This is a genomic window from Amycolatopsis sp. cmx-8-4 (genome assembly GCF_046548675.1).
Taxonomy (GTDB): domain Bacteria; phylum Actinomycetota; class Actinomycetes; order Mycobacteriales; family Pseudonocardiaceae; genus Amycolatopsis.
This window is the reverse complement of sequence record NZ_JAEBDZ010000019.1, coordinates 22,740-41,827: the sequence shown is the minus strand read 5'-3', so window position 1 is coordinate 41,827 and position 19,088 is coordinate 22,740. Positions and strand designations below refer to the sequence as shown.

The window sequence follows — 19,088 nt, the reverse complement described above, 5'->3', positions numbered from 1 at the left end:
CCTATGAAAGTGACGCCTTCTTCTTGCCGTACGGGTCGCAGGCGGCCGTGCCCAGGTAGACGTCGCCGCTCGCCGGGCCGCCCTGCGGGAACAGCACGATGTGCACCGCGTGGGTGACCAGGCTGCCGTCCGGCGGCTGCGGCGTCACGGTCTCGTTGAGGATCACCGTGGCCAGCGCGGTGCCCGCCGGGCCGCCGGGGATGACGATCCGGTCGTTCGGCGGGATCTGAGCGGGGACGGTGATCCCGGTGACGGCGCCGATCGTCACCTCGCCGCCGCTGCCGGTGGCGCTCGTCGCGCACTTCGCCGAGAACGTCCGAACCGTGATCACCGGGCCGCCGTAGCGCTTGAGGACCGACGCCTCGAACCGGTGCCCGGACGCCTGCGCGATGGCCACCTCGCCCGAGCGGCCGCAACCGGACTCCCCGAGGCCGAACGACGCGACGTCGCCGGTCACGCCGCCGTCCGTCCGCGCCGAAGCCGGTCCGTCGGCCGTGCACTTCGCCAGCTCACCGGTGACGACGTGCTCGTTGTCGATCAGCACGTCGAGCGAACCGGCGGACGCCCAGCCGATGGACGTCACGGGCGCGGCGGCGACCAGGACCGGCCCGGCCAGCGCCGTCACGGCCAGCAACCGGATCGTCCTCTTCCTGGCGTTTCGCATGCACCGGCCTCCTCGGTTCGTGACAGTTCGTAGTTACCCTGGGGATCATCGGCAGGTACGGCGGGCCGCCTGATCGGGTCCACCCGGACGAGTGGCCGGTGAGGAACGCGACTTTCCGGCGTTTCCCGGGGGTAACGAGCGTTAACCTCGATCGTCGCGTGTGTCCACTGTGGGAGGTTTCGTGTCTTCGCTGTCCATCGCCGGAAAGCGGCCCGTGCTGGCCGACCTCGTGCCCGGCTCGCTCGTCCGGGACATCGCGCTGGTCGCCGGCGGTGCCGTGCTCACCGGCGCCGCCGCGCAGCTGATCATCCCGGTACCGGGCAGTCCGGTGCCGATGACCGGCCAGACGTTCGCCGCGCTGCTCGTCGGCGCCTCGCTCGGCATGTCGCGCGGGGCCGCGTCGATGCTGGTCTACCTGCTCGTCGGCGCCGTGGGCGTGCCGTGGTTCCAGAACGGCACCGCGGGCCTGTCCGGCGCGAGCGCCGGCTACATCGTCGGGTTCGTCTTCGCGGGCGCCCTCGTCGGCGCGCTCGCCGGCCGCGGCGGTGACCGGACGCCGCTGCGCACCGCCGCCACCATGGTGCTCGGCAACGTCGTCATCTACGCGTTCGGCGTGCCGTGGCTGATGGCCTCGACCGGGTTCGACCTGTCGACGGCGTTCGCCAAGGGCGTGACGCCGTTCCTGGTCGGCGACGCGCTGAAGATCGTCGTGGCCGCCGGCCTGCTGCCGCTCACGTGGAAGCTGGTCTCGCGCCGCACCGAAGACTGAGGCCCCTCGGCGAAGGGCCCGCCGTCGCGACGGCGGGCCCTTCGCCGTTTACCAGTACGGCGCGAGTGGCCCGTTCGCGACGGATCACCGATCCTGTCGGTGGCGGCGGCTAATGTGTCGCTGTGCCCGCTCGAACTGACTTCCCCGGCGTCCTCGAACTCCTCACCCACGCGGTGGAGTCGGTGGGCGGAGCCGAGCGGCCGGGGCAGGTCGAGATGGCCGACGCCGTCGGCCGCGCCATCCGCACCGGCGAACACCTCGCCGTGCAGGCCGGCACCGGCACCGGCAAGTCCCTGGCCTACCTCGTCCCCGCGATCCGGCACGCCGTCCAGAAGGAAGCCACGGTCGTGGTCTCGACGGCCACCATCGCGCTGCAGCGCCAGCTCGTCGACCGCGACCTCCCCCGGCTCGCGAAGGCGCTGAAGAAGCCGCTGGGCCGCGAACCGACCTTCGCGATCCTCAAGGGCCGCCGCAACTACATGTGCCTGCACCGCCTGGACTCCGGCGCGCCGGACGAGCCGGAGGACGCCCAGCTCTTCGACCCGTTCGCGGTGTCGCGCCTCGGCAAGGAGGTCACCCGGCTGCGGGAGTGGGCGTCGGACACCGAAACCGGCGACCGCGACGAGCTCGTCCCGGGCGTGACGGACCAGGCGTGGCGCCAGGTGTCCGTGACCGCAAGGGAATGCCTCGGCGCGTCCCGCTGTCCGATCGGCACGGACTGCTTCGCCGAGAAGGCCCGCGCCGAGGCCGGCCGGGCCGACGTCATCATCACCAACCACGCGCTCCTGGCCATCGACGCGTTGCAGGGCTACCAGGTCCTGCCGGACCACGACGTCGTGATCATCGACGAGGCGCACGACCTGGTCGACCGGGTCACCTCGGTCGCCACCGGCGAGCTGACCAGCGCGATGTGCTCGGCCGCCGCCCGCCGCTGCGGCAAGCTGATCGACGCCGACGTCGCGGACCGCCTGCTGGAAGCGGGTGACGGGCTGGCCCTGATCGTCGACGACCTGCCCGCCGGCCGGATGGACGCGCTGCCGCAGGCGTTGAAGGGCGCCATCCCGGCGGTCCGCGACGCCGCGCACGCGTGCATCTCCGCGCTCGGGTCCGACCGCAAGGAGGACGTCGAAGGGGCCACCGCGCGCAAACTGGCGCGCACGCTGCTCGACGAGGTGCACGACACCGCGGTCCGGCTGCTCGAGGCGTTCGACGAAGACCAGGCGCACCAGCGTGACGTCGTCTGGCTCGCGGGCGACAAGTTCTCGTCGAACCCGCGCCCGCCGGCGTTGAAGGTCGCGCCGCTGGGCGTCGCCGGCCTGCTGCGCGAGCGCGTGTTCAACCTGCACACGACGATCCTGACGTCGGCGACGCTGACGCTGGGCGGCACGTTCGACACGATGGCGCGCCAGTGGGGTCTCCCGCCGGGCGGCGCCCGCGTCGAAAAGGCGCCGGGCGCGGCCACGGACAAGGAAGCGCCGTCCGACGCCGACACCGGCCCGAAGTGGCTCGGCCTGGACGTCGGTTCGCCGTTCGACCACCAGCGCAACGGCATCCTCTACCTGGCCAAGCACCTGCCGCCGCCGGGCCGTGACGGCCTCGCGTCGTCCACAATGGACGAGCTGGCCGAGCTGATCGAGGCGGCGGGCGGACGCACGCTGGGCCTGTTCTCCTCGATGCGCGCGGCCAAGCAGGCGGCCGAGGAAATGCGTGAGCGGCTGGACTTCCCGGTGCTGTGCCAGGGCGACGACGCGACGTCGCTGCTGGTCCAGAAGTTCTCCGAGGACGTCCGGACCTGTCTGTTCGGCACGCTCAGCCTGTGGCAGGGCGTGGACGTCCCGGGCCCGTCGCTGCAGCTCGTCGTCGTCGACCGGATCCCGTTCCCCCGCCCGGACGACCCGGTGTCGTCAGCGCGCCAGCGCGCGGTGGAAGCCCGCGGCGGCAACGGGTTCCTCACCGTGGCGGCCACGCACGCGGCGCTGCTGCTGGCGCAGGGCACCGGCCGGCTGCACCGCTCGGTGACCGACCGCGGCGTCGTCGCGGTGCTGGATTCGCGGCTCGCGAACGCCCGCTACGGCGGATTCCTCCGTGCGTCGCTGCCGCCGTTCTGGCCCACGATGGATCCGAAGGTGGCGCGCGACGCCTTGCGCCGCCTCGACGCAGCCGCGCCCGCGTGACGCGGTCCACAACACCGACCGGTACGGTGAAGCAACCGAAGCGACAAGGGAGCACCGGTTGACCCAGGATTCGTCCAGCGCACAGTCCCGGACTGTCAGTGTCGACGACACCGGCGTGCGCCGTCGCCTCGCGGACGGCAGCGAAGAAGCCGTCACGTGGTCCGACCTGTCCTCGGTGATGGTCAGGGTCATCCCCGACGGGCCGTGGAACGAAGACGTCTTCTTCATGCTGGTGGGCACGGATGGCAAGGGCACCGCGGTCCCGAGCGGCGACCCGGCGGCCGACGCCCTGATCGAGCGGCTGCAGTCGTTGCCGGGCTTCGACAACGACAAGTTCATCGAAGCCATGACGACGGACGCGGACCAGGCCTACGTGGTCTGGGAATCCAGCGAGAACTGACGTCGCTTACGCGGTCGGGAACTCCTCCGTCACCGGAATCCCCTTCTTGAGCGTCCGGCTCACCGTGCAGAGCCGTTCGATCGCGCGGTCCACGGCGCCGGCAAGCGCTTCCCGCTGATCCTCCGCCAAAGTCGACACGTCGACATCGAACGCGACGTGCACCGCGTCCAGTTCCGCGGCACCCTCACGTCGATCGGCCGAGACGGTCACGCGGAACTTCGCGTCCTCGCCCACCCGCCGCGTGATCAGCTCTTCAGCCGTCACGGCGCTGCAGCCCGCGGCCGCGATCTGCAGCAGCTCGGCGGGCGAAAACGCCCCTTCCGCACCGCTCCGGCCCAGCCGGACCTCGGCGCCGCGGTCGTTGCGTCCGACGAAGCTGTGCTGCCCGTCGCGCTGTACTTCGAGTCCCATATCGGCTCCAACCGGCTCAGGAAGCCGCTTGTTCCGGCGTCCAGCAGGTGGGCGGGAACTGAGCGAGCACGGTGATCGTGCCGGGATCGACCTCGGTGAACCCGGCGTCCCGCACGGCGATGACGCGGTCGCGCCGCCACGCGCCCTCGGGGTCGTCGCCCGGGTGCAGTTCCTTCCACCGCGCGACACTCGGCGTGCGCACCGCGGTCCGGTAGCCCCGCGCGGCCCAGCCGGCGAGCTGCGCGTCGTCCAGCAGCGCGGCGAGGATCATCGTGGCGTGGCCGACCTGCGCGGCGCCCTTGCCGACGGTCATCGGGACCTGTGGGTTGAGCAGGAGCAGCGGTACGCCGTCCGGGATCGGCCCCGGCTCGTCCGGCGGCAGCTCGCTGCCCGAGATCTGGAGCCGCGACACCTCCTTGGGCGTCTCGGTGACCAGGCCCGGCACCAGGGCCCGCGCTTCGGCGCCGTCGACCTCGACGGTGATGCCCGGCAGCTCCTGCACCGCGGCCCAGTGCGCGCCCCGCGCCCGCCGCGCGACCTTGCGGATCCGGTTGTCGAGCCACGCGTGCATCGGCTCGGCCCACTCGCCCTCGGGCTCGGCCCGCTCGTCCAGGCAGACCGCCAGCGCGGCCGCCGCCGCGGCCTCCAGCAGCGGCGTGCGCCCCGGCGGCTCGGCGCGTTCGATGCGCAGGATGACCGGCATCGCCCGCACCTGTTCCGGCAGCTCGTCGGAGGTGTCCGAGGTATCTTCGGGCGGCAACCCGAGCCAGTAGGCGTACCGGGTGCCCAACGGGTCGAGAACGCTGCTCACGGACGCATCAGCTCGAGCCCGTCGGCGGCGTCGGCCGCTTCGACCTCGCCGCGGGTGAGGCCGAGCATGAACAGCACGGCGTCGAGGTAGGGGTGCGAGAGCGCGGCGTCCGCGACTTCGCGCAGCGCGGGCTTGGCGTTGAACGCGACGCCCATCCCGGCCGCGGACAGCATGTCGATGTCGTTGGCGCCGTCGCCGACCGCCACGCACTGCTCCAGCGGAATGTCGTATTCACCGGCGACGCGGCGAAGCACCTTCGCCTTGCCCGCGCGGTCGACGACCTCGCCGATCACCCGGCCGGTGAGCTTGCCGTCCACGATCTCGAGCTCGTTCGCCGCCGCGAAGTCCAGCCCGAGGTCGGCCACCAGGCCGCCGATGACCTGGGTGAACCCGCCGGACACCACGCCGGTCTTGAACCCCATCCGCTTGAGCGTGCGGATCGTCGTGCGCGCGCCCGGGGTCAGCTCGATCGTCGCGGCGACCTCGTCGATCGCCGCGGCCGGCAGCCCGGCCAGCAGCGCGACCCGCCGCTCCAGCGACTCGGTGAAGTTCAGCTCGCCGCGCATCGCGGCCTCGGTGATCTCGCGGATCTCCGGCTCGACGCCGGCGTGCGCGCCCAGCATCTCGATGACCTCGCCCTGGATCAGGGTCGAGTCGACGTCGAAGACGACCAACCGCTTCGCCCGCCGGGTGATCCCGGCCCGCTCCACGGCGATGTCGACGCCCGCTTGGACGGCGGCGTCGGCGAGCACCGTCCGCAACGCGGCGTCCGCGTCGGGGGTGTCACGGTCGACCGAGACGTACAGCTCCAGCCCGGTCACCGGGTAGTCGGCGACGCTGCGGATCGAGTCGATGTTCGCGCCGAGCGACGCGAGCCGGCGCGCGACCTCGGAGAAGCCCCGCGCGGTGACCGGGCGGCCCAGCACCACCAGCACGTGCGACGAGTCGCGGCGGCCGAGTGCGAACGGGTCTTCCCCGATCGCCGACCCGATCTTGACCTCGACCTGCATCCCGACCGACGCCAGCGCCTGCTCGACGGACTCCTGCAATCCCTCCGGGTCGCGGTAGACCCCGGCGAGCACCCCGAGCACGAGCTGCCCGCGGATGACCACCTGCTCGACGTCGAGCACGTCGACGTCGTGCCTGGTCAGCACGGCGAACAGCACGGACGAGACGCCCGGCTTGTCGGGACCGGTCGTCGTGATCAGGACGGGGGTTTGGGTCACTGGTCATCCCTCGCTCGGCAACGCTGCACGATCAGTCTGCCGGTCCGGCCTTGGACATAAGTAGAGCGCGTGCCGGGCTTCACAAAAGCCGGGCACGCGCTCTCACTCGTTCGGGGTGTCTTACTGCTCGCCCGAGTTGTCCTTGCTGTGGTCACCCGGCATGAGCTTCTCGGTCAGCACCTGCGACGGCGCGGAGCCGTGGCTGTTCAGCCTCTGCTTGCCGAAGAACCCGATCTCGCCCTCCTTGTGGAGGCGCTCGATCATGTGCGGGTAGTGCAGCTCGAACGCCGGCCGCTCGGACCGGATCCGGGGCAGCTCGGTGAAGTTGTGCCGCGGCGGCGGGCAGGACGTCGCCCACTCGAGCGAGTTGCCGTAGCCCCACGGGTCGTCCACCGTGACGATCTCGCCGTACCGGTAGCTCTTGAAGACGTTCCAGATGAACGGCAGCGTCGAGGCACCGAGGATGTACGCGCCGATCGTGGAGATCGTGTTCAGCGTCGTGAAACCGTCACTGGTCAGGTAGTCCGCGTACCGCCGCGGCATGCCTTCCGCGCCCAGCCAGTGCTGGACGAGGAACGTGCCGTGGAAGCCGATGAACGTGGTCCAGAAGTGCCACTTGCCGAGCTTCTCGTCCATCATCCGGCCCGTGATCTTCGGGAACCAGAAGTAGATGCCGGCGAAGGTGGCGAACACGATCGTGCCGTAGAGCACGTAGTGGAAGTGCGCGACGACGAAGTAGCTGTCCGACACGTGGAAGTCGATCGCCGGCGCGGCCAGCAGGATGCCGGTCAGACCGCCGAAGAGGAACGTGACGATGAAGCCCATCGAGAAGATCATCGGCGTCTCGAAGGACAGCTGGCCCTTCCACATCGTGCCGATCCAGTTGAAGAACTTCACGCCGGTCGGGACCGCGATCAGGAAGGTCATGAAGGAGAAGAACGGCAGCAGCACGGCGCCGGTGGCGTACATGTGGTGCGCCCACACCGCGACCGACAGCGCCGCGATGGCCAGCGTCGCCCAGACCAGGCTCTTGTACCCGAACATCGGCTTGCGGCTGAAGACCGGGAAGATCTCCGACACGATCCCGAAGAACGGTAGCGCGACGATGTAGACCTCTGGATGGCCGAAGAACCAGAACAGGTGTTGCCAGAGGATCACCCCGCCGTTTTCGGGGTCGAAGACGTGTGCCCCGAGATGCCGGTCCGCCAGCAGGCCCATCAGGGCCGCGGTCAGGATCGGGAAGGCGAGCAGGATCAGGATCGACGTGACCAGGATGTTCCAGGTGAAGATCGGCATCCGGTACATCGTCATGCCCGGCGCGCGCAGGCAGACCACGGTGGTGACCATGTTGACCGCGCCGAGGATGGTGCCCAGACCGGAGACCACCAGGCCCGAGATCCACAGGTCCGCGCCGACGCCCGGCGAGTGGATCGCGTCCGACAGCGGGGTGTAGGCGAACCAGCCGAAGTCGGCGGCGCCACCCGGCGTCAGGAAGCCCGACAGCACGATCAGGCCGCCGAAGAGGTACAGCCAGTAGGAGAACGCGTTCAGCCGCGGGAACGCGACGTCCGGCGAACCGATCTGCAGCGGGAGGATGAAGTTCGCGAACCCGAAGAGGATGGGCGTCGCGTACAGCAGCAGCATCACCGTGCCGTGCATGGTGAAGAGCTGGTTGTACTGCTCCTGCGAAAGGAACTGCTGCCCGGGTCGCGCCAGCTCGGTACGGATGAGCATGGCCATCGCGCCGCCCGCCATGAAGAAGGCGAACGACGTGACCAGGTACATGATCCCGATCTGCTTGTGGTCCGTCGTGCGGAACAACCGCAGCAGGTACGAACCCTTGACCGACTCGCGCGCGGGATACGGGCGCGTCGCGATCGGCTTGGGGGCTACGGCCGTCACTCCTGCCTCCAACACTTGAAACCTTGTGGTGGTCATCGTCGCGCCGCCAGGGCCCGGGAAGACCCGGTCCGGCGGCTTAGGGGGATCGTAGCCCTCGCTACCGACAGTCGCGCGCACCGGCTGGCAAGATCGGCGCATGGCCGACGAGTACACCCGCGCGGCGGTGCGCGCGGCCCGCACGGTGACCGCCCGGCTCGGCCTGCCGGAGCACCCGCCGGAGGTCCTGCACGCACGGTCGAACGTGCTGGTGAGGCTGGGTCCGCTGGTCGCGCGCGTGCCGGCGACGACGCTGCTCGCCCGGCCGGCGCCGGCGCCCTGGCTGGCCCGCGACGTCGCCGTTTCCCGCTTCCTCACCGAACGTGGTGTGCTCGTCGTCTCACCGGCCGCGGATCCCCCGGCCGGGCCGCATTTCGCGGACGGTCTCCCGGTCACGCTCTGGCACCACACACCGCACGATCCGGACCACCGGTACGCACCGGACGTCGTCGCGCGCTCGCTCGCCCGGGTGCACGCGGCCCTGCGGGAGTATCCGGGCGAACTGCCCCGGCGCGGCCCGCTCGACGACCTCGAACGGATGCTCGCCCGGCACGGCGACACGATGGACGGCGCGGCGCCGCGGCTGCGGGCCGAAGCCGCCCGGATCGAGGCCGCCCTGCCGGACGTCGCCGTGCAGCCGCTGCACGGCGACGCGCACCCCGGCAACCTGATCGCCACCGAGGCCGGGCCGTGCTGGCTCGACTTCGAGGACACCTGGCGCGGGCCGCTCGGCTGGGACCTGGGGATCTTGGCCCGCCAGGGCGGTCCGGAGTATTCGGCCGCCTACCCGGGTTCGGCCGACGTCCCGACCGAAGCTTGTACGGAGCTGCGCGAACTCTTCGCCGTCGCGTGGCGCTTCATCATCGCGAAGCGGTTCCCGCACCGGCTTCCCGAAGCGCGCGAAGCACTCGCTGCCTACTTCTCGTGAGTTGCCGGGTACCAGGAGAGGATCGCCTCGACGACGCCCGCGGGGTCCTCGAGCGGGGTCAGGTGGCCGGCGCCGGGCAGCACGACGAGCGTGGCACCGGGCATGGCCTCGACCATCGCGCTCGCCGCCGCGACGGGCGTGATGGGGTCTTCCTCGCCCACGATGACCAGCGCCGGGACACCGGCGTCCCGCAGCAGGCCGCGGGAGTCCGGCCGGGTCCGCAACGCCAGCGCGGTCCACGAGATCCCGGCCGGTGGCTGGGATTCGATGATCTCCCGGACGGTTTCGACGACGTCGGGCCGCTCCTCGCGCGTCGACTCGGCCAGCAGGTTCGGCAGGTTGGCCTCGGCCAGCCAGCCCGCGGTGCCTTCCTGCTCGACGCGCACCGCGACGTCGAGGCGGCTCTGCGCGGCCTCGGGCGTGTCGGGCGTGGCCTTGGTGTCGATGAGGACGAGCCCGCCGACCCGGTCCGGCGCCAGCCGCAGCACGGCCATCGCGAGGTAGCCGCCCATCGAACAGCCGCCGAGCACCACGCGGTCCAGGTCCAGCCGGTCGAGCAGGGCCACGACGTCGCGCGCGGCGTCGTCGAGGCTCGGTTCGCGGCCGGACTCCGGCAGCGGCGAGCGGCCGAGCCCGCGCTGGTCCGGAGTGATCACCCGAAGGTGTGAAGCGAGAGGCTCGCGCACCGCGTTCCACATGCGGGCGTCCAGGGGAAAGGCGTGGAGGAGGACCAGCGGCAGTTCGGTCATGCGCGTCATTTTGTCGGACCCCCGCGCTAGCTTCGCCGACGTGTTCACCGACATCGAAACCGACCGGCTGCACCTGCGTCCGCTCCACGAGGCGGACCGGCAGGCGATGGTCGACATCCACACGGACCCGCGCACCAACCGTTTCAACCCCGACCCGCCCGGCGTCTCGCGGGCGTCGGAGATGTTCACGGCCTGGCTGGCGCACTGGGCCGAGCAGGGCTTCGGCTACCTGGCGGTGACCGAACCGGGCGGAAAGGAGGTCATCGGCGTGTGCGGCGTGCGGCTGCGCGAGTTCCACGGCGAGAAGGTGCTCAACCTCGGTTACCGGTTCCGGCCGTCCGCGTGGGGCAAGGGTTACGCGGTCGAGGCCGGGGCCGCGGTCCTGGAGTGGTGTGCCCGCGAGCAGGCGTCCCTGCCGGTGCTGGCGAGTGTGAACGTGGACAACAAGCCGTCGCTGCGGGTGGCCGAGCGGCTCGGCTTCACCGAGTACACGGAGGAAGCGTACGAAGGCGCGTTGTCCCGGCACTACCGGCGCTGAGCCGGGCGTTGTTTGACAACTCCAGAGAGAAGCGGATCACCGGCGGCGCTGCGGGCGGCGCCGGGCGCGGGCGTCCCAGCAGGGCCGGTGCCAGTGCCGCCGATCGGCGACGGAGCCGGTCTCGTCGGCGGGCCAGACGACGAGGTGCGGCGTGCCCGGCCGGATCTCGTGGTCGCAGCCGGGGCAGCGGTAGAACTTCGTGGCCTGCGCGCCGGGTACCGTCCGGACCAGCCACTCGCCGTCGTCCCCGGCTTCGGCACGGGCCCACCCGGTGGCAGCACCGATCTCCCGCTCGGGCGGCCCACCGTCCGAGCGGCGGCCGGGACGGTTGCGTCGAGGCACGCCCAAACGGTAACCGCACCCCACCCACCACCGCGCACCCGCGTGACAGCGCCCACCACCCCGTGTCGACCTCCCGATCACACGTGCCGGCACCCCAATCACGCGAGATGACCCTCCCATCACGCGAGATGCCTCCTCAGTCACGCGAGTTTCCCGCCGGAGCCCGCGAACCGACCCTCCAGACACGCGAACCGACCATCCAGGCACGCGAGTCGACCGTCCAGGTACGCGAACCGACCCTTCAGGTACGCGAGTCGTCCGCCCAGGTACGCGAGTCGTCCGCCCGGGTACGCGACCTCGTGGCCGTCACCCCTGGGCGATCGCCAGCGGCACGAGCTGCTCGGCGGTGGTCAGCGAACCGTGCTGCCCGACCAGCGACGTCTCCACGGCCTCGGCCAGCCCGCGCACCATCCCGAACCGCCCGCGGGCCGCCACGACGACGTCGCCGATCCGCGGCAGCACCCGGTCGCTGACGGTGTGGCCGAACCACCCTTCGGCGACGGCTTCCTCCCGCGAACGCACCCAGGCCCGCTCGCCCACCACCGCCCGCCAGGCGGCGAGCACGTCGGCGGCGGCGCCCGGCTCGGTGTAGACGTGCCGGGCCCGGACCTCGCCCCCGAACGTCCGGACACCCGCCAGCAGCTCCGGCACGTCCTCGAGGTCGAGCTTGTCCTCGACGGTGACCATGCCGTGGTCGGCCACCACGGCGAGCAGGGCGCCGGCCGGCAGACCGTCCACAAGGGACTCCACGAGCCGGTCGACTTGGCGTAGCTGCATCCGCCACGCGTTCGAACCCGGGCCGTACACGTGTCCGAGCAGGTCGAGTTCACTGTGGTAGGCGTAGCAAAAGGCCCGCCCGGCGAGCACCGACAACGTCCGGGCGGCGAGGTCGCCGAGCGCGTGCACGCCGGCGTAACGCGCGCCGCTCTGGGTGGCGCGGGTCAGCGCGGAGTCGGCGAACTGCGCGGACGACACGACGGCCGCGTCGATCCCGGCCGCGGCGGCGAGCTCGAACGTCGTCGGCAGCGGCTGCACCTCACGTGGCGGGAGCGCGCCGCGAAGGTCGCCGCCGTCCTCGTGGCTGCGCCAGCGCAACGCGTTGAGCACGCCGACGCCCGGCATCTCGAAGGTGTAGCCGACCATGCCGTGCTCACCGGACGCGAGGCCCGTCCCGATCGCGGCCACCCCGGCGGCGGTGGTCGACGGGAAGCCCACGCGCAACGTCCGCCGGGCGAGTTCGGTCAGTACCGGGGCATCCGCGGCGTGCTCGGCCAGCAGTTCCCAGCCGAGCCCGTCGATCAGCAGCACCGCCGCGCTCCGCGCCGCCGGCAGGTCCAGCGTGTTCGCGCACCCGGGCACCCCGAGCGCGGCGAGCAGGGAAGGGACGACTTGGCCGAGGTGCGCGACGTCGGCGAGCGAAGGGGGCTGCACGCGCCCACCTTCCCATCCGGGGGCCGGCCCGGCGATAATCCCCGCATGCCGACCTACGCCTACCGCTGCCGCGAGTGCACCGAGACCTTCGAGCTCCTGCGCCCGATGAGCGAGTCCGGCGCGCCGGCCGCCTGCCCGGAGGGCCACGCGGACACCGTCAAGCTGCTCACGACGGTCGCCCTCACCGGAGCCGCGGGTGGTCCCGCGGCTCCGGCCGGTGGTGGCGGGTGCTGTGGTGGCGGCTGCTGCGGCTGACCGGCCTCAGAGCGCCTTCAGCGCCTGGTCGAGGTCGTGCCATAGGTCCTCGACGTCTTCCAGCCCGGCCGACAGCCGGATGAGCTGCTCGGACACGCCGGCGTCGTGGCGGTCGCCGGCGTCGACGATCCGGTGGCTGATCGACCCCGGGTGCTGGATCAGCGTGTCGACGCTGCCCAGGCTGACGGCGGGGGTGATCAGCCGGACGGCACCGATCAGGGCGTGCGGGTCACCGTCGACCTCGAACGCCACGAGCGGCCCGCCGAGCCGCGGGTAGTGCACCTTCGTCACGGCCGGGTGGGCGGCGAGCCGCTCGGCCAGCGTCGCCGCGGTCGCGGACGCCGCGCCGACCCGCAGCGGCAACGTGGAAAGCCCGCGCAGCAACAGATATCCGGCGAGCGGGTGCAACACGCCACCGGTGGCGAAGCGGATCTGCCGCAACCGGGCGGCTTCCTCGGCGTCGCACGCGACGATCCCGCCCATCACGTCGCCGTGGCCGCCGAGGAACTTCGTCGCGCTGTGCAGCACGATCCGGGCGCCGTGGAGGCCCGGGCGCTGCAGCACCGGCGTCGCGAAAGTGTTGTCCACCACCAGCGGCACGTCCCCGCAAGCGAGAGCCAGCGCGGCGATGTCGACCTCGGCGAGCGTCGGGTTCGCCGGGGTCTCGACGAACACCAGGCCGGTGTCGGGCCGCAGCGCGGCGGCGACGGCGTCCGGCGCGGCCCAGGTGACCTCGGTGCCGAGCAGTCCCGACTGGAGCAGGTGGTCACTGCAGCCGTACAGCGGGCGCACCGCGACGACGTGGCGTTTCCCTTGCGCCACCGCGGAAAGCAGGCAGGCGGACACCGCGGCCATGCCGCTGGCGAACGCGACGCCGTGGTCGAACCCTTCGAGCTCGGCCAGGGCCCGCTCGAACCGCTCGACGGTCGGGTTGCCCACCCGGCCGTAGATCGGCGGGCCGGCCACCTCGCCGCCGGCGGCGAACGCGTCGATCCGGGCGGCTTCGCCGGCGCTGTCCCGGGACGGGTAGGTCGTGGACAGGTCGAGCGGCGCGGCGTGCACGCCGAGGTCCGTGAGGTCGTCACGGCCGGCGTGGACGGCGCGGGTGCGCAGGGCGGAAGTCATACGATCATGCTCGATCTTTCACCGGATTGAAGGCAACAGTCTCGGATATCATTCGCCGATGTCCGAGAATGTCGAACTCAGTCCGGTTGATCTTGACATTCTGCGCTTGCTGCAAAACGATGCCCGGATCACCAACAAGGACCTCGCGGCCGCGGTCGGCCTGGCGCCGTCGACGTGCCTGGACCGGGTGGCGCGGCTGCGGGACACCGGCGTGATCACCGGGCAGCACGCGTCGGTCGACGCGGCGAAGCTCGGGCGGCCGCTGGAGGCGTTCCTGTTCGTCCAGGTGCGCCCGCACCGGCGGCCGCTGGTGGACCCGTTCATCGAGCACCTGCTGTCCCTGCCCGAGGTGCGCGCGGTCTACCACCTGACCGGGCCGGACGACTTCCTCGCGCACGTCGCCACCAGCTCGGCCGGCGAGCTGCAACGGCTGGTGCTCGACGAGCTGACCGCCCGCGACGAGGTCGCCCGCGTCCACACGAACCTGGTGTTCCAGCACTGGAGCGGCGGTCCCCTGCTGCCACCCGGTGCTTGACGTCCGGCTGTCGACGTCACAGCGTCTCGAGCCACCGGCGGGTTTCGCGCGCGGACGTCAGCCGGACGACCGAGGGGCACGGCGGTTCGGCGGCCCAGCCCCGGATGGTCGCCCGCTTCCGCGCGAACGACGCGAAGTGCCAGCGGATGATCGAGTCCGCGGAGAACATCTGGCGGAACGACTCGACGTTGCCGTTGCAGATCCGCTCGCGGGTCACCGAGCGCACGGCCGTCCGGCGCACCAGGCGGCCCAGCGAAAGCCCACGCGGGTAGTCGAGACCCACGATGAGCTGGGTGCGGGGCAGCACGACGTCCTTCCACCGGCTGTACGCGGCGTCGAGGACCCAGCGCTCCCCCGCGCAGACCTCCGCGATGCGGCGGCGCTGCTCCTCGTCGGGCACCTGGACCCAGCCCGGCTGCCAGGTCAGGTCGTCCACCGAGTGGTACGGCAGGCCGGTGCGCTCGGCGATCCGCGCGGCGAGCGTCGACTTGCCCGAGCCGGTGACGCCGTAGACGACGATCCGGTCAGGAGCCGAGGTCACGAGCGGGCTCCTGCGGTCCTCGGTAGGGCAGGGTCTGGCTGTAGACGATGCTCGTGGTCGTGCTGCCGAACTGGGCCAGCTCGTCCATCGTCTGCTCGAGGTGGGCCATCGACGCGGCGGCGACCTTGAGCGTGTAGCAGTCGTCGCCGGTGGTGCGCACGCATTCGAGGATCTCGAAGCGCTCGGCCAGCAGCTTGTGCAGCGGCTCGTGGCGGCTGCCCGGGTACTTGAGCCGGACGACGGCGAGCACCGCGTACCCGACCTTGCCGAGGTCGATGTCCGCGCGGTACCCGGTGATCACGCCGGCGGCCTCGAGGCGGCGGAGGCGTTCGGTGGTCGCGGACGCGCTGAGGTTCACCCGGCGGCCCAGCTCGGTGAGGGGCAGCCGGGCGTCACGCTGGAGCTCGACCAGGATGGCCCAGTCGGTCGGATCGAGACTCTCGGTCATCCGGCGAATATACCGCGAGATCCACGGCCGAAGCTGTCGAACGCCGTGGCCGATCCCTTCCGATCAGGGCTTTCCCCTCGTTAGCCTTGGTGGGTGAAGATCGGCGTGAACGTCCCCAACTTCGGCCCCGGCACGGATCCCGGCGCACTGCGCTCGTGGGCGCAGACCGTCGAAGGCCTCGGCTACGACCTGCTGATGGTGTCCGACCACGTCGCGATCACGCCCGACGTCGCGGCGCAGTACCCGGCGCCGTTCTACGAGCCGTTCACGACGCTGTCGTGGCTGGCCGGCGTCACGAGCCGGGTGCGCCTGGGCACCACCGTGCTGGTCGTGCCGTACCGCCATCCCCTGCTGGTCGCCCGGATGGCGGCGAACCTCGACCAGCTCAGCGGCGGCAGGCTCGTGCTCGGCGCCGGCGTCGGCTGGGCGAAGCAGGAGTTCGACGCGCTGGGCGTCCCGTTCGAGCGGCGCGGGAAGCTCACCACCGAGTACCTGCGGGCGATCCGCGCGGCCTGGGCCGAGCACGACGACTACCGCGCGGGCCCGATCCCGCTCTGGCTCGGCGGGCTCAGCGACGCCGGGCTGCGCCGCGCGGTCGCGCTCGGCGACGCGTGGCACCCGTTGCGGCTGACCATGGCCGGCTTCCGGGACGGGCTGGGACGCTTGACAACCCTGGCCGGTGACCGGCCGGTGCCCGCGTTCGCGCCGCGGATCCTGCTGCGGCTGACGGACACGCCGGTGACCGGGCCGGACCGGCGCGCCGGCGAGGGCACGCTCGACCAGGTCCTCGACGACCTGGCGCGGCTGCGGGACCTGGGTGCCGACACCGTCGTGCTCGACCCGTTCGACGCCGACCCGGCCGAGACCCTCCACCCGGAGGTGGCTTGGCGAGACCTCGCGGTGATTGCCGCGTCCTGGAAGGAGAAACTGTGAACGACACCGAGGAAACCCTGCTGCGGCGGGCGATCGAGCTGGCTCGCGAAGCGCGCGAGGTGCACGGCAACCCGCCGTTCGGCTCCCTGCTGGCGGACGCCGACGGCACCGTCCTGGCCGAGGACCGCAACACCTCGATCACCGACGACGACATCACGGCGCACCCCGAGCTGAAGCTCGCCCGCTGGGCGGCGCAGCACCTGGCCCCGGAGGTCGCGGCAGCGACGACGATGTTCACCAGCACTCAGCCGTGCGGGATGTGCGCCGGCGCGATCGAGCGGTCCGGGCTCGGCCGGGTCGTCTACGCGCTGTCGACCGAGCAGTTCCTCACCCTGCGTCCCCCGGTCACCTGGGGCGGCCACAAGCTCGACGGCCCGGCGCTGTTCGACGAGGCCCGCGTCCCGGTCGAGGGGTACTACCGGTAGCGGCCGACGGCCCCGGAACCGGTCCTGGCGAGCGTTGCGCCAACCGAGCACGATCCGGGCGCCGGGGTAACGGGCACCATCCTCCGGACGACCTCCTTCGCACGAACGGACCCGCCGATCGTGCCGACCGGAGGTGTCCCGATGACCGACCTGTACCGACCGGATCCCGGCGCGCCACCGGCCGCACCGGCTCGGCCCAGGTACCGGACCAGCCCCTGGCGCCTGCTGCTCGCGGCCACGGGCGGCGCGGCGCTGGTCGGCGCGCTGTGGGCCGGCCTCGACCTGGCCGGTTCCGGCGGTCCAGCAGGCCCGTCCGGGGAGACGTTCGACCTGCGTGGCACGTTCACGTTGACCAGCGGCGGGGACGGCTTCGGCACGTGCATCGGCTCCGGCGGCTATGCGGACATCACCGGTGGCGCCGTGGTCACGGTCTGCAACGCCGCCGGCACCGTGCTCTCCCGGGGCGCGCTCGGCACCGGACGACCGGCGGGCATGGGCACCTGCGTGTTCTCCCTGTCGGCGCAGAGCGTCCCCACGGGCGAGCAGTTCTACCTGGTCGAGGTGTCCCACCGCGGCCGGACCATGGTGCGACCCGAGGACGCGCGCGACGGGAACGTCGCGCTCGGCCTGGGTGGCTGATCAGTAGTCCTTGAAGCCCTTCCCGGTCTTCCGCCCCAGCCGGCCGGCGGTGACCAGGTGCTCCAGCAGCGGCGCCGGCGCGAAGCCTTCCTCGCGGAACTCGTTGTAGAGCGTCCGCTGGATGGCCAGGGAGACGTCGAGGCCGACGACGTCCAGCAGTTCGAACGGGCCCATCGGCAGGCCGCAGCCGACCTTCATCGCCGTGTCGATGTCGTCGGCGCCCGCGTAGTGCGCCTCCAGCATCTTCACGGCGTCGTTGAGGTACGGGAACAACAGCGCGTTGACGATGAAGCCCGCGCGGTCGCCGCAGTGGACGGCGTGCTTGCCGACCGCTTGGCAGACCGCGCTCGCCGTGGCGACGACGTCCGGGGCCGTGGCGATCGTCGACACGACCTCCACCAGCTTCATCACCGGGGCCGGGTTGAAGAAGTGGAGACCGACCACATCACCCGGCCGCGAAGTCGCCGCGGCGCACTCGATCACCGGCAGGGAGGACGTCGTCGTGGCCAGGACGGCGCCGGGGCGGACGACCTCGTCCAAGGCCGCGAACACCGCCTGCTTCACCGAAAGCTCCTCGGCCACCGCCTCGACGACCAGGTCGACGTCGGCCAGGGCGTCGAAGTCGGTGACCGGGGTGATCCTCCCCAAGGCCAGCGCAGCGTCCTCTTCGGACAGTTTGCCCTTGACCACGGCCTTGTCGAGCGACTTCTTCACCTTCGCCACCGAAGCCTGGGCCTTCTCCAGGCTCCGCGCCCGCAGCACGACGTCGAGGCCGCGCTTCGCGAAGACTTCCGCGATGCCGGTGGCCATCGTGCCGGTGCCGACCACGCCGACCTTCGCGACCGGCCGCGGTGCGGCACCGTCCACAGTGGACGCCGCCGGCGCGTCCGCGACCACGTTCGGCGAGTCCGGCGCGTCGTAGGTGTAGAAGCCGCGGCCGGTCTTGCGGCCGAGCAGGGCCGCGGTGATCATCTGCTTGAGCAGCGGCGCCGGCGCGTGCAGCCGGTTGCGGGACTGGTGGTACATCGTGTCGAGGATCTCGTTCGCGGTGTCCAGCCCGATCAGGTCGAGCAGCGCGAGCGGGCCCATCGGGTAGCCGCAGCCGAAGCGCATCGCGGCGTCGAGGTCCTCGCGCGTGGCGTAGCGCTGCTCGTACATCCGCACCGCGTGGTTCAGGTAGCCGAACAGCAGCGCGTTCGCGATGAACCCCGCCCGGTCGCCGATCACCACCGGCACCTTGCCCAGCCGCTCGGCGAACGCGACGGCGTCGGTGACCACCTCCGGCTCGGTGACCACGGTCTTCACGATCTCGACGAGCTTCTGCACCGGCGCCGGGTTGAAGAAGTGCATGCCGACGACCTTGCCGGGGCGCGCGGTGTGCACGCCGATCTCGGTGATCGACAGCGAGGACGTGTTGGACGCGAACACGACCTCCGGCCGGGTGACCTTGTCCAGCTGCGTGAAGACGTCGGCCTTGGCCGCCAGGCTCTCCGGGATCGCCTCGACCACGAGGTCCACTTCGGACAGATCCGAGAGCGTGGTGCTGTACCGGATCCGGCCCAGCAAGGCCTCCCGGCCGGCTTCGTCGAGCTTGCCGCCGGACAGGGCGCGCTCGGTCGAGTGCTCCAGGTGCCCCCGGCCACGCGCGACGCCCGCCTCGTCCAGCTCGACCGTGATGACGTCGAGCCCGCTGCGCGCGAGCACTTCGGCGATACCGGCCCCCATCGTGCCGAGGCCGACCACTCCGACTGTCGAGATGTCCCGCGCCATCGAGGCCTCCAGTGATGTTACTCGCCGGTAATTGCC

The 19,088-nt window shown here is 71.7% G+C and carries 22 protein-coding genes; 10 read left to right on the top strand and 12 right to left on the bottom strand.

From position 1 onward, the window contains the following. Position 1 precedes the first annotated feature (1 nt). Positions 2 to 634 carry a choice-of-anchor P family protein gene (locus ACLJQZ_RS32940; RefSeq protein WP_410623829.1) on the bottom strand — a complete coding sequence of 211 codons (633 nt, stop codon included), beginning with the start codon at positions 632 to 634 and terminating at the stop codon, positions 2 to 4. Positions 635 to 845: 211 nt separating this feature from the next. On the opposite strand from ACLJQZ_RS32940, the gene ACLJQZ_RS32935 reads away from it, so the two are divergent. The 3 genes from ACLJQZ_RS32935 (at position 846) to ACLJQZ_RS32925 (ending at position 4,007) form a co-directional block, all read left to right on the top strand. After that, positions 846 to 1,433 (top strand): biotin transporter BioY, encoded by a 588-nt coding sequence (locus tag ACLJQZ_RS32935; RefSeq protein ID WP_247057017.1) that lies wholly within the window; start codon positions 846 to 848, stop codon positions 1,431 to 1,433. 122 nt (positions 1,434 to 1,555) lie between these two features. Then, positions 1,556 to 3,607: an ATP-dependent DNA helicase gene (locus ACLJQZ_RS32930; protein WP_247057020.1), complete on the top strand. Its 2,052-nt coding sequence runs from the start codon at positions 1,556 to 1,558 to the stop codon at positions 3,605 to 3,607. A 58-nt stretch (positions 3,608 to 3,665) separates the two neighbouring features. Then, a complete protein-coding gene (locus tag ACLJQZ_RS32925) occupies positions 3,666 to 4,007 on the top strand; it encodes a hypothetical protein (protein ID WP_247057022.1) in 342 nt (113 codons plus the stop codon). A gap of 6 nt (positions 4,008 to 4,013) precedes the next feature. On the opposite strand, the gene ACLJQZ_RS32920 is transcribed toward ACLJQZ_RS32925, so the two are convergent. The 4 genes from ACLJQZ_RS32920 to ctaD all read right to left on the bottom strand — a co-directional run bounded on the left by ACLJQZ_RS32920 (position 4,014) and on the right by ctaD (position 8,357). Next, positions 4,014 to 4,418 carry an OsmC family protein gene (locus ACLJQZ_RS32920; protein WP_410623731.1) on the bottom strand — a complete coding sequence of 135 codons (405 nt, stop codon included), beginning with the start codon at positions 4,416 to 4,418 and terminating at the stop codon, positions 4,014 to 4,016. Positions 4,419 to 4,434: 16 nt separating this feature from the next. Next, complete coding sequence (locus ACLJQZ_RS32915; protein ID WP_410623730.1) at positions 4,435 to 5,229, bottom strand: peptidyl-tRNA hydrolase; 795 nt, start codon at positions 5,227 to 5,229, stop codon at positions 4,435 to 4,437. Further along, entirely contained in the window at positions 5,226 to 6,455 is a 1,230-nt protein-coding gene (gene serB, locus ACLJQZ_RS32910; RefSeq protein WP_410623729.1) for a phosphoserine phosphatase SerB, read from the bottom strand. Before serB ends, ACLJQZ_RS32915 begins: the two co-directional genes overlap by 4 nt. 120 nt (positions 6,456 to 6,575) lie before the next feature. After that, entirely contained in the window at positions 6,576 to 8,357 is a 1,782-nt protein-coding gene (gene ctaD / locus ACLJQZ_RS32905; protein ID WP_410623728.1) for a cytochrome c oxidase subunit I, read from the bottom strand. A gap of 136 nt (positions 8,358 to 8,493) precedes the next feature. On the opposite strand from ctaD, the gene ACLJQZ_RS32900 reads away from it, so the two are divergent. Beyond that, the gene (locus ACLJQZ_RS32900) at positions 8,494 to 9,321 is read left to right on the top strand and encodes a phosphotransferase (protein WP_410623727.1); all 828 of its coding nucleotides are present in this window, start codon (positions 8,494 to 8,496) and stop codon (positions 9,319 to 9,321) included. On the opposite strand, the gene ACLJQZ_RS32895 is transcribed toward ACLJQZ_RS32900, so the two are convergent. After that, complete coding sequence (locus ACLJQZ_RS32895; RefSeq protein ID WP_410623726.1) at positions 9,309 to 10,070, bottom strand: alpha/beta fold hydrolase; 762 nt, start codon at positions 10,068 to 10,070, stop codon at positions 9,309 to 9,311. The genes ACLJQZ_RS32900 and ACLJQZ_RS32895 overlap by 13 nt on opposite strands. On the opposite strand from ACLJQZ_RS32895, the gene ACLJQZ_RS32890 reads away from it, so the two are divergent. Next, the gene (locus ACLJQZ_RS32890) at positions 10,069 to 10,608 is read left to right on the top strand and encodes a GNAT family N-acetyltransferase (RefSeq protein WP_410623725.1); all 540 of its coding nucleotides are present in this window, start codon (positions 10,069 to 10,071) and stop codon (positions 10,606 to 10,608) included. The genes ACLJQZ_RS32895 and ACLJQZ_RS32890 overlap by 2 nt on opposite strands. Before the next feature lie 36 nt (positions 10,609 to 10,644). Here ACLJQZ_RS32890 and ACLJQZ_RS32885 read toward each other — a convergent pair whose 3' ends face one another. Beyond that, positions 10,645 to 10,950, bottom strand: coding sequence for a hypothetical protein (locus ACLJQZ_RS32885; RefSeq protein ID WP_410623724.1), 306 nt, complete (start codon positions 10,948 to 10,950; stop codon positions 10,645 to 10,647). A gap of 306 nt (positions 10,951 to 11,256) precedes the next feature. Next, complete coding sequence (locus ACLJQZ_RS32880; protein WP_410623723.1) at positions 11,257 to 12,381, bottom strand: alkaline phosphatase family protein; 1,125 nt, start codon at positions 12,379 to 12,381, stop codon at positions 11,257 to 11,259. A 45-nt stretch (positions 12,382 to 12,426) separates the two neighbouring features. Between ACLJQZ_RS32880 and ACLJQZ_RS32875 the strand changes: the two genes are divergently transcribed. Beyond that, positions 12,427 to 12,636 carry an FmdB family zinc ribbon protein gene (locus tag ACLJQZ_RS32875; protein WP_247057042.1) on the top strand — a complete coding sequence of 70 codons (210 nt, stop codon included), beginning with the start codon at positions 12,427 to 12,429 and terminating at the stop codon, positions 12,634 to 12,636. Between the two features lie 6 nt (positions 12,637 to 12,642). Here the strand turns inward: ACLJQZ_RS32875 and ACLJQZ_RS32870 are convergent, their stop codons facing one another. Next, entirely contained in the window at positions 12,643 to 13,761 is a 1,119-nt protein-coding gene (locus ACLJQZ_RS32870) for a trans-sulfuration enzyme family protein (RefSeq protein ID WP_410623722.1), read from the bottom strand. A gap of 58 nt (positions 13,762 to 13,819) precedes the next feature. Between ACLJQZ_RS32870 and ACLJQZ_RS32865 the strand changes: the two genes are divergently transcribed. After that, positions 13,820 to 14,296 carry an Lrp/AsnC family transcriptional regulator gene (locus ACLJQZ_RS32865; protein WP_326944101.1) on the top strand — a complete coding sequence of 159 codons (477 nt, stop codon included), beginning with the start codon at positions 13,820 to 13,822 and terminating at the stop codon, positions 14,294 to 14,296. A 16-nt stretch (positions 14,297 to 14,312) separates the two neighbouring features. Here ACLJQZ_RS32865 and ACLJQZ_RS32860 read toward each other — a convergent pair whose 3' ends face one another. Beyond that, the gene (locus ACLJQZ_RS32860) at positions 14,313 to 14,837 is read right to left on the bottom strand and encodes an adenylate kinase (protein WP_410623721.1); all 525 of its coding nucleotides are present in this window, start codon (positions 14,835 to 14,837) and stop codon (positions 14,313 to 14,315) included. Further along, the gene (locus tag ACLJQZ_RS32855; protein WP_410623720.1) at positions 14,821 to 15,285 is read right to left on the bottom strand and encodes an Lrp/AsnC family transcriptional regulator; all 465 of its coding nucleotides are present in this window, start codon (positions 15,283 to 15,285) and stop codon (positions 14,821 to 14,823) included. The genes ACLJQZ_RS32860 and ACLJQZ_RS32855 overlap by 17 nt, the downstream gene beginning before the upstream one ends. A gap of 93 nt (positions 15,286 to 15,378) precedes the next feature. On the opposite strand from ACLJQZ_RS32855, the gene ACLJQZ_RS32850 reads away from it, so the two are divergent. The 3 genes from ACLJQZ_RS32850 (at position 15,379) to ACLJQZ_RS32840 (ending at position 17,282) form a co-directional block, all read left to right on the top strand. Next, positions 15,379 to 16,218 (top strand): LLM class flavin-dependent oxidoreductase, encoded by an 840-nt coding sequence (locus ACLJQZ_RS32850; protein WP_410623719.1) that lies wholly within the window; start codon positions 15,379 to 15,381, stop codon positions 16,216 to 16,218. Next, on the top strand, positions 16,215 to 16,643 hold the full coding sequence (locus ACLJQZ_RS32845; protein WP_410623718.1) for a nucleoside deaminase: 429 nt from the start codon (positions 16,215 to 16,217) through the stop codon (positions 16,641 to 16,643). The genes ACLJQZ_RS32850 and ACLJQZ_RS32845 overlap by 4 nt, the downstream gene beginning before the upstream one ends. Before the next feature lie 141 nt (positions 16,644 to 16,784). Beyond that, on the top strand, positions 16,785 to 17,282 hold the full coding sequence (locus ACLJQZ_RS32840; RefSeq protein WP_410623717.1) for a hypothetical protein: 498 nt from the start codon (positions 16,785 to 16,787) through the stop codon (positions 17,280 to 17,282). Here ACLJQZ_RS32840 and ACLJQZ_RS32835 read toward each other — a convergent pair whose 3' ends face one another. After that, positions 17,283 to 19,052, bottom strand: a complete 1,770-nt coding sequence (locus ACLJQZ_RS32835; protein ID WP_410623716.1) for a 3-hydroxyacyl-CoA dehydrogenase family protein — start codon at positions 19,050 to 19,052, stop codon at positions 17,283 to 17,285. Positions 19,053 to 19,088: the final 36 nt, after the last annotated feature.

Bases quoted from the DNA above. Each gene is read 5' to 3' on its own strand.
- ACLJQZ_RS32920 (WP_410623731.1), bottom strand. From the start codon at position 4,418: ATGGGACTCGAAGTACAGCGCGACGGGCAGCACAGCTTCGTCGGACGC.
- ACLJQZ_RS32900 (WP_410623727.1), top strand. From the start codon at position 8,494: ATGGCCGACGAGTACACCCGCGCGGCGGTGCGCGCGGCCCGCACGGTG.
- ACLJQZ_RS32890 (WP_410623725.1), top strand. From the start codon at position 10,069: ATGCGCGTCATTTTGTCGGACCCCCGCGCTAGCTTCGCCGACGTGTTC.
- ACLJQZ_RS32895 (WP_410623726.1), bottom strand. From the start codon at position 10,070: ATGACCGAACTGCCGCTGGTCCTCCTCCACGCCTTTCCCCTGGACGCC.
- ACLJQZ_RS32875 (WP_247057042.1), top strand. From the start codon at position 12,427: ATGCCGACCTACGCCTACCGCTGCCGCGAGTGCACCGAGACCTTCGAG.
- ACLJQZ_RS32870 (WP_410623722.1), bottom strand. From the start codon at position 13,761: ATGACTTCCGCCCTGCGCACCCGCGCCGTCCACGCCGGCCGTGACGAC.
- ACLJQZ_RS32865 (WP_326944101.1), top strand. From the start codon at position 13,820: ATGTCCGAGAATGTCGAACTCAGTCCGGTTGATCTTGACATTCTGCGC.
- ACLJQZ_RS32855 (WP_410623720.1), bottom strand. From the start codon at position 15,285: ATGACCGAGAGTCTCGATCCGACCGACTGGGCCATCCTGGTCGAGCTC.
- ACLJQZ_RS32840 (WP_410623717.1), top strand. From the start codon at position 16,785: ATGACCGACCTGTACCGACCGGATCCCGGCGCGCCACCGGCCGCACCG.
- ACLJQZ_RS32835 (WP_410623716.1), bottom strand. From the start codon at position 19,052: ATGGCGCGGGACATCTCGACAGTCGGAGTGGTCGGCCTCGGCACGATG.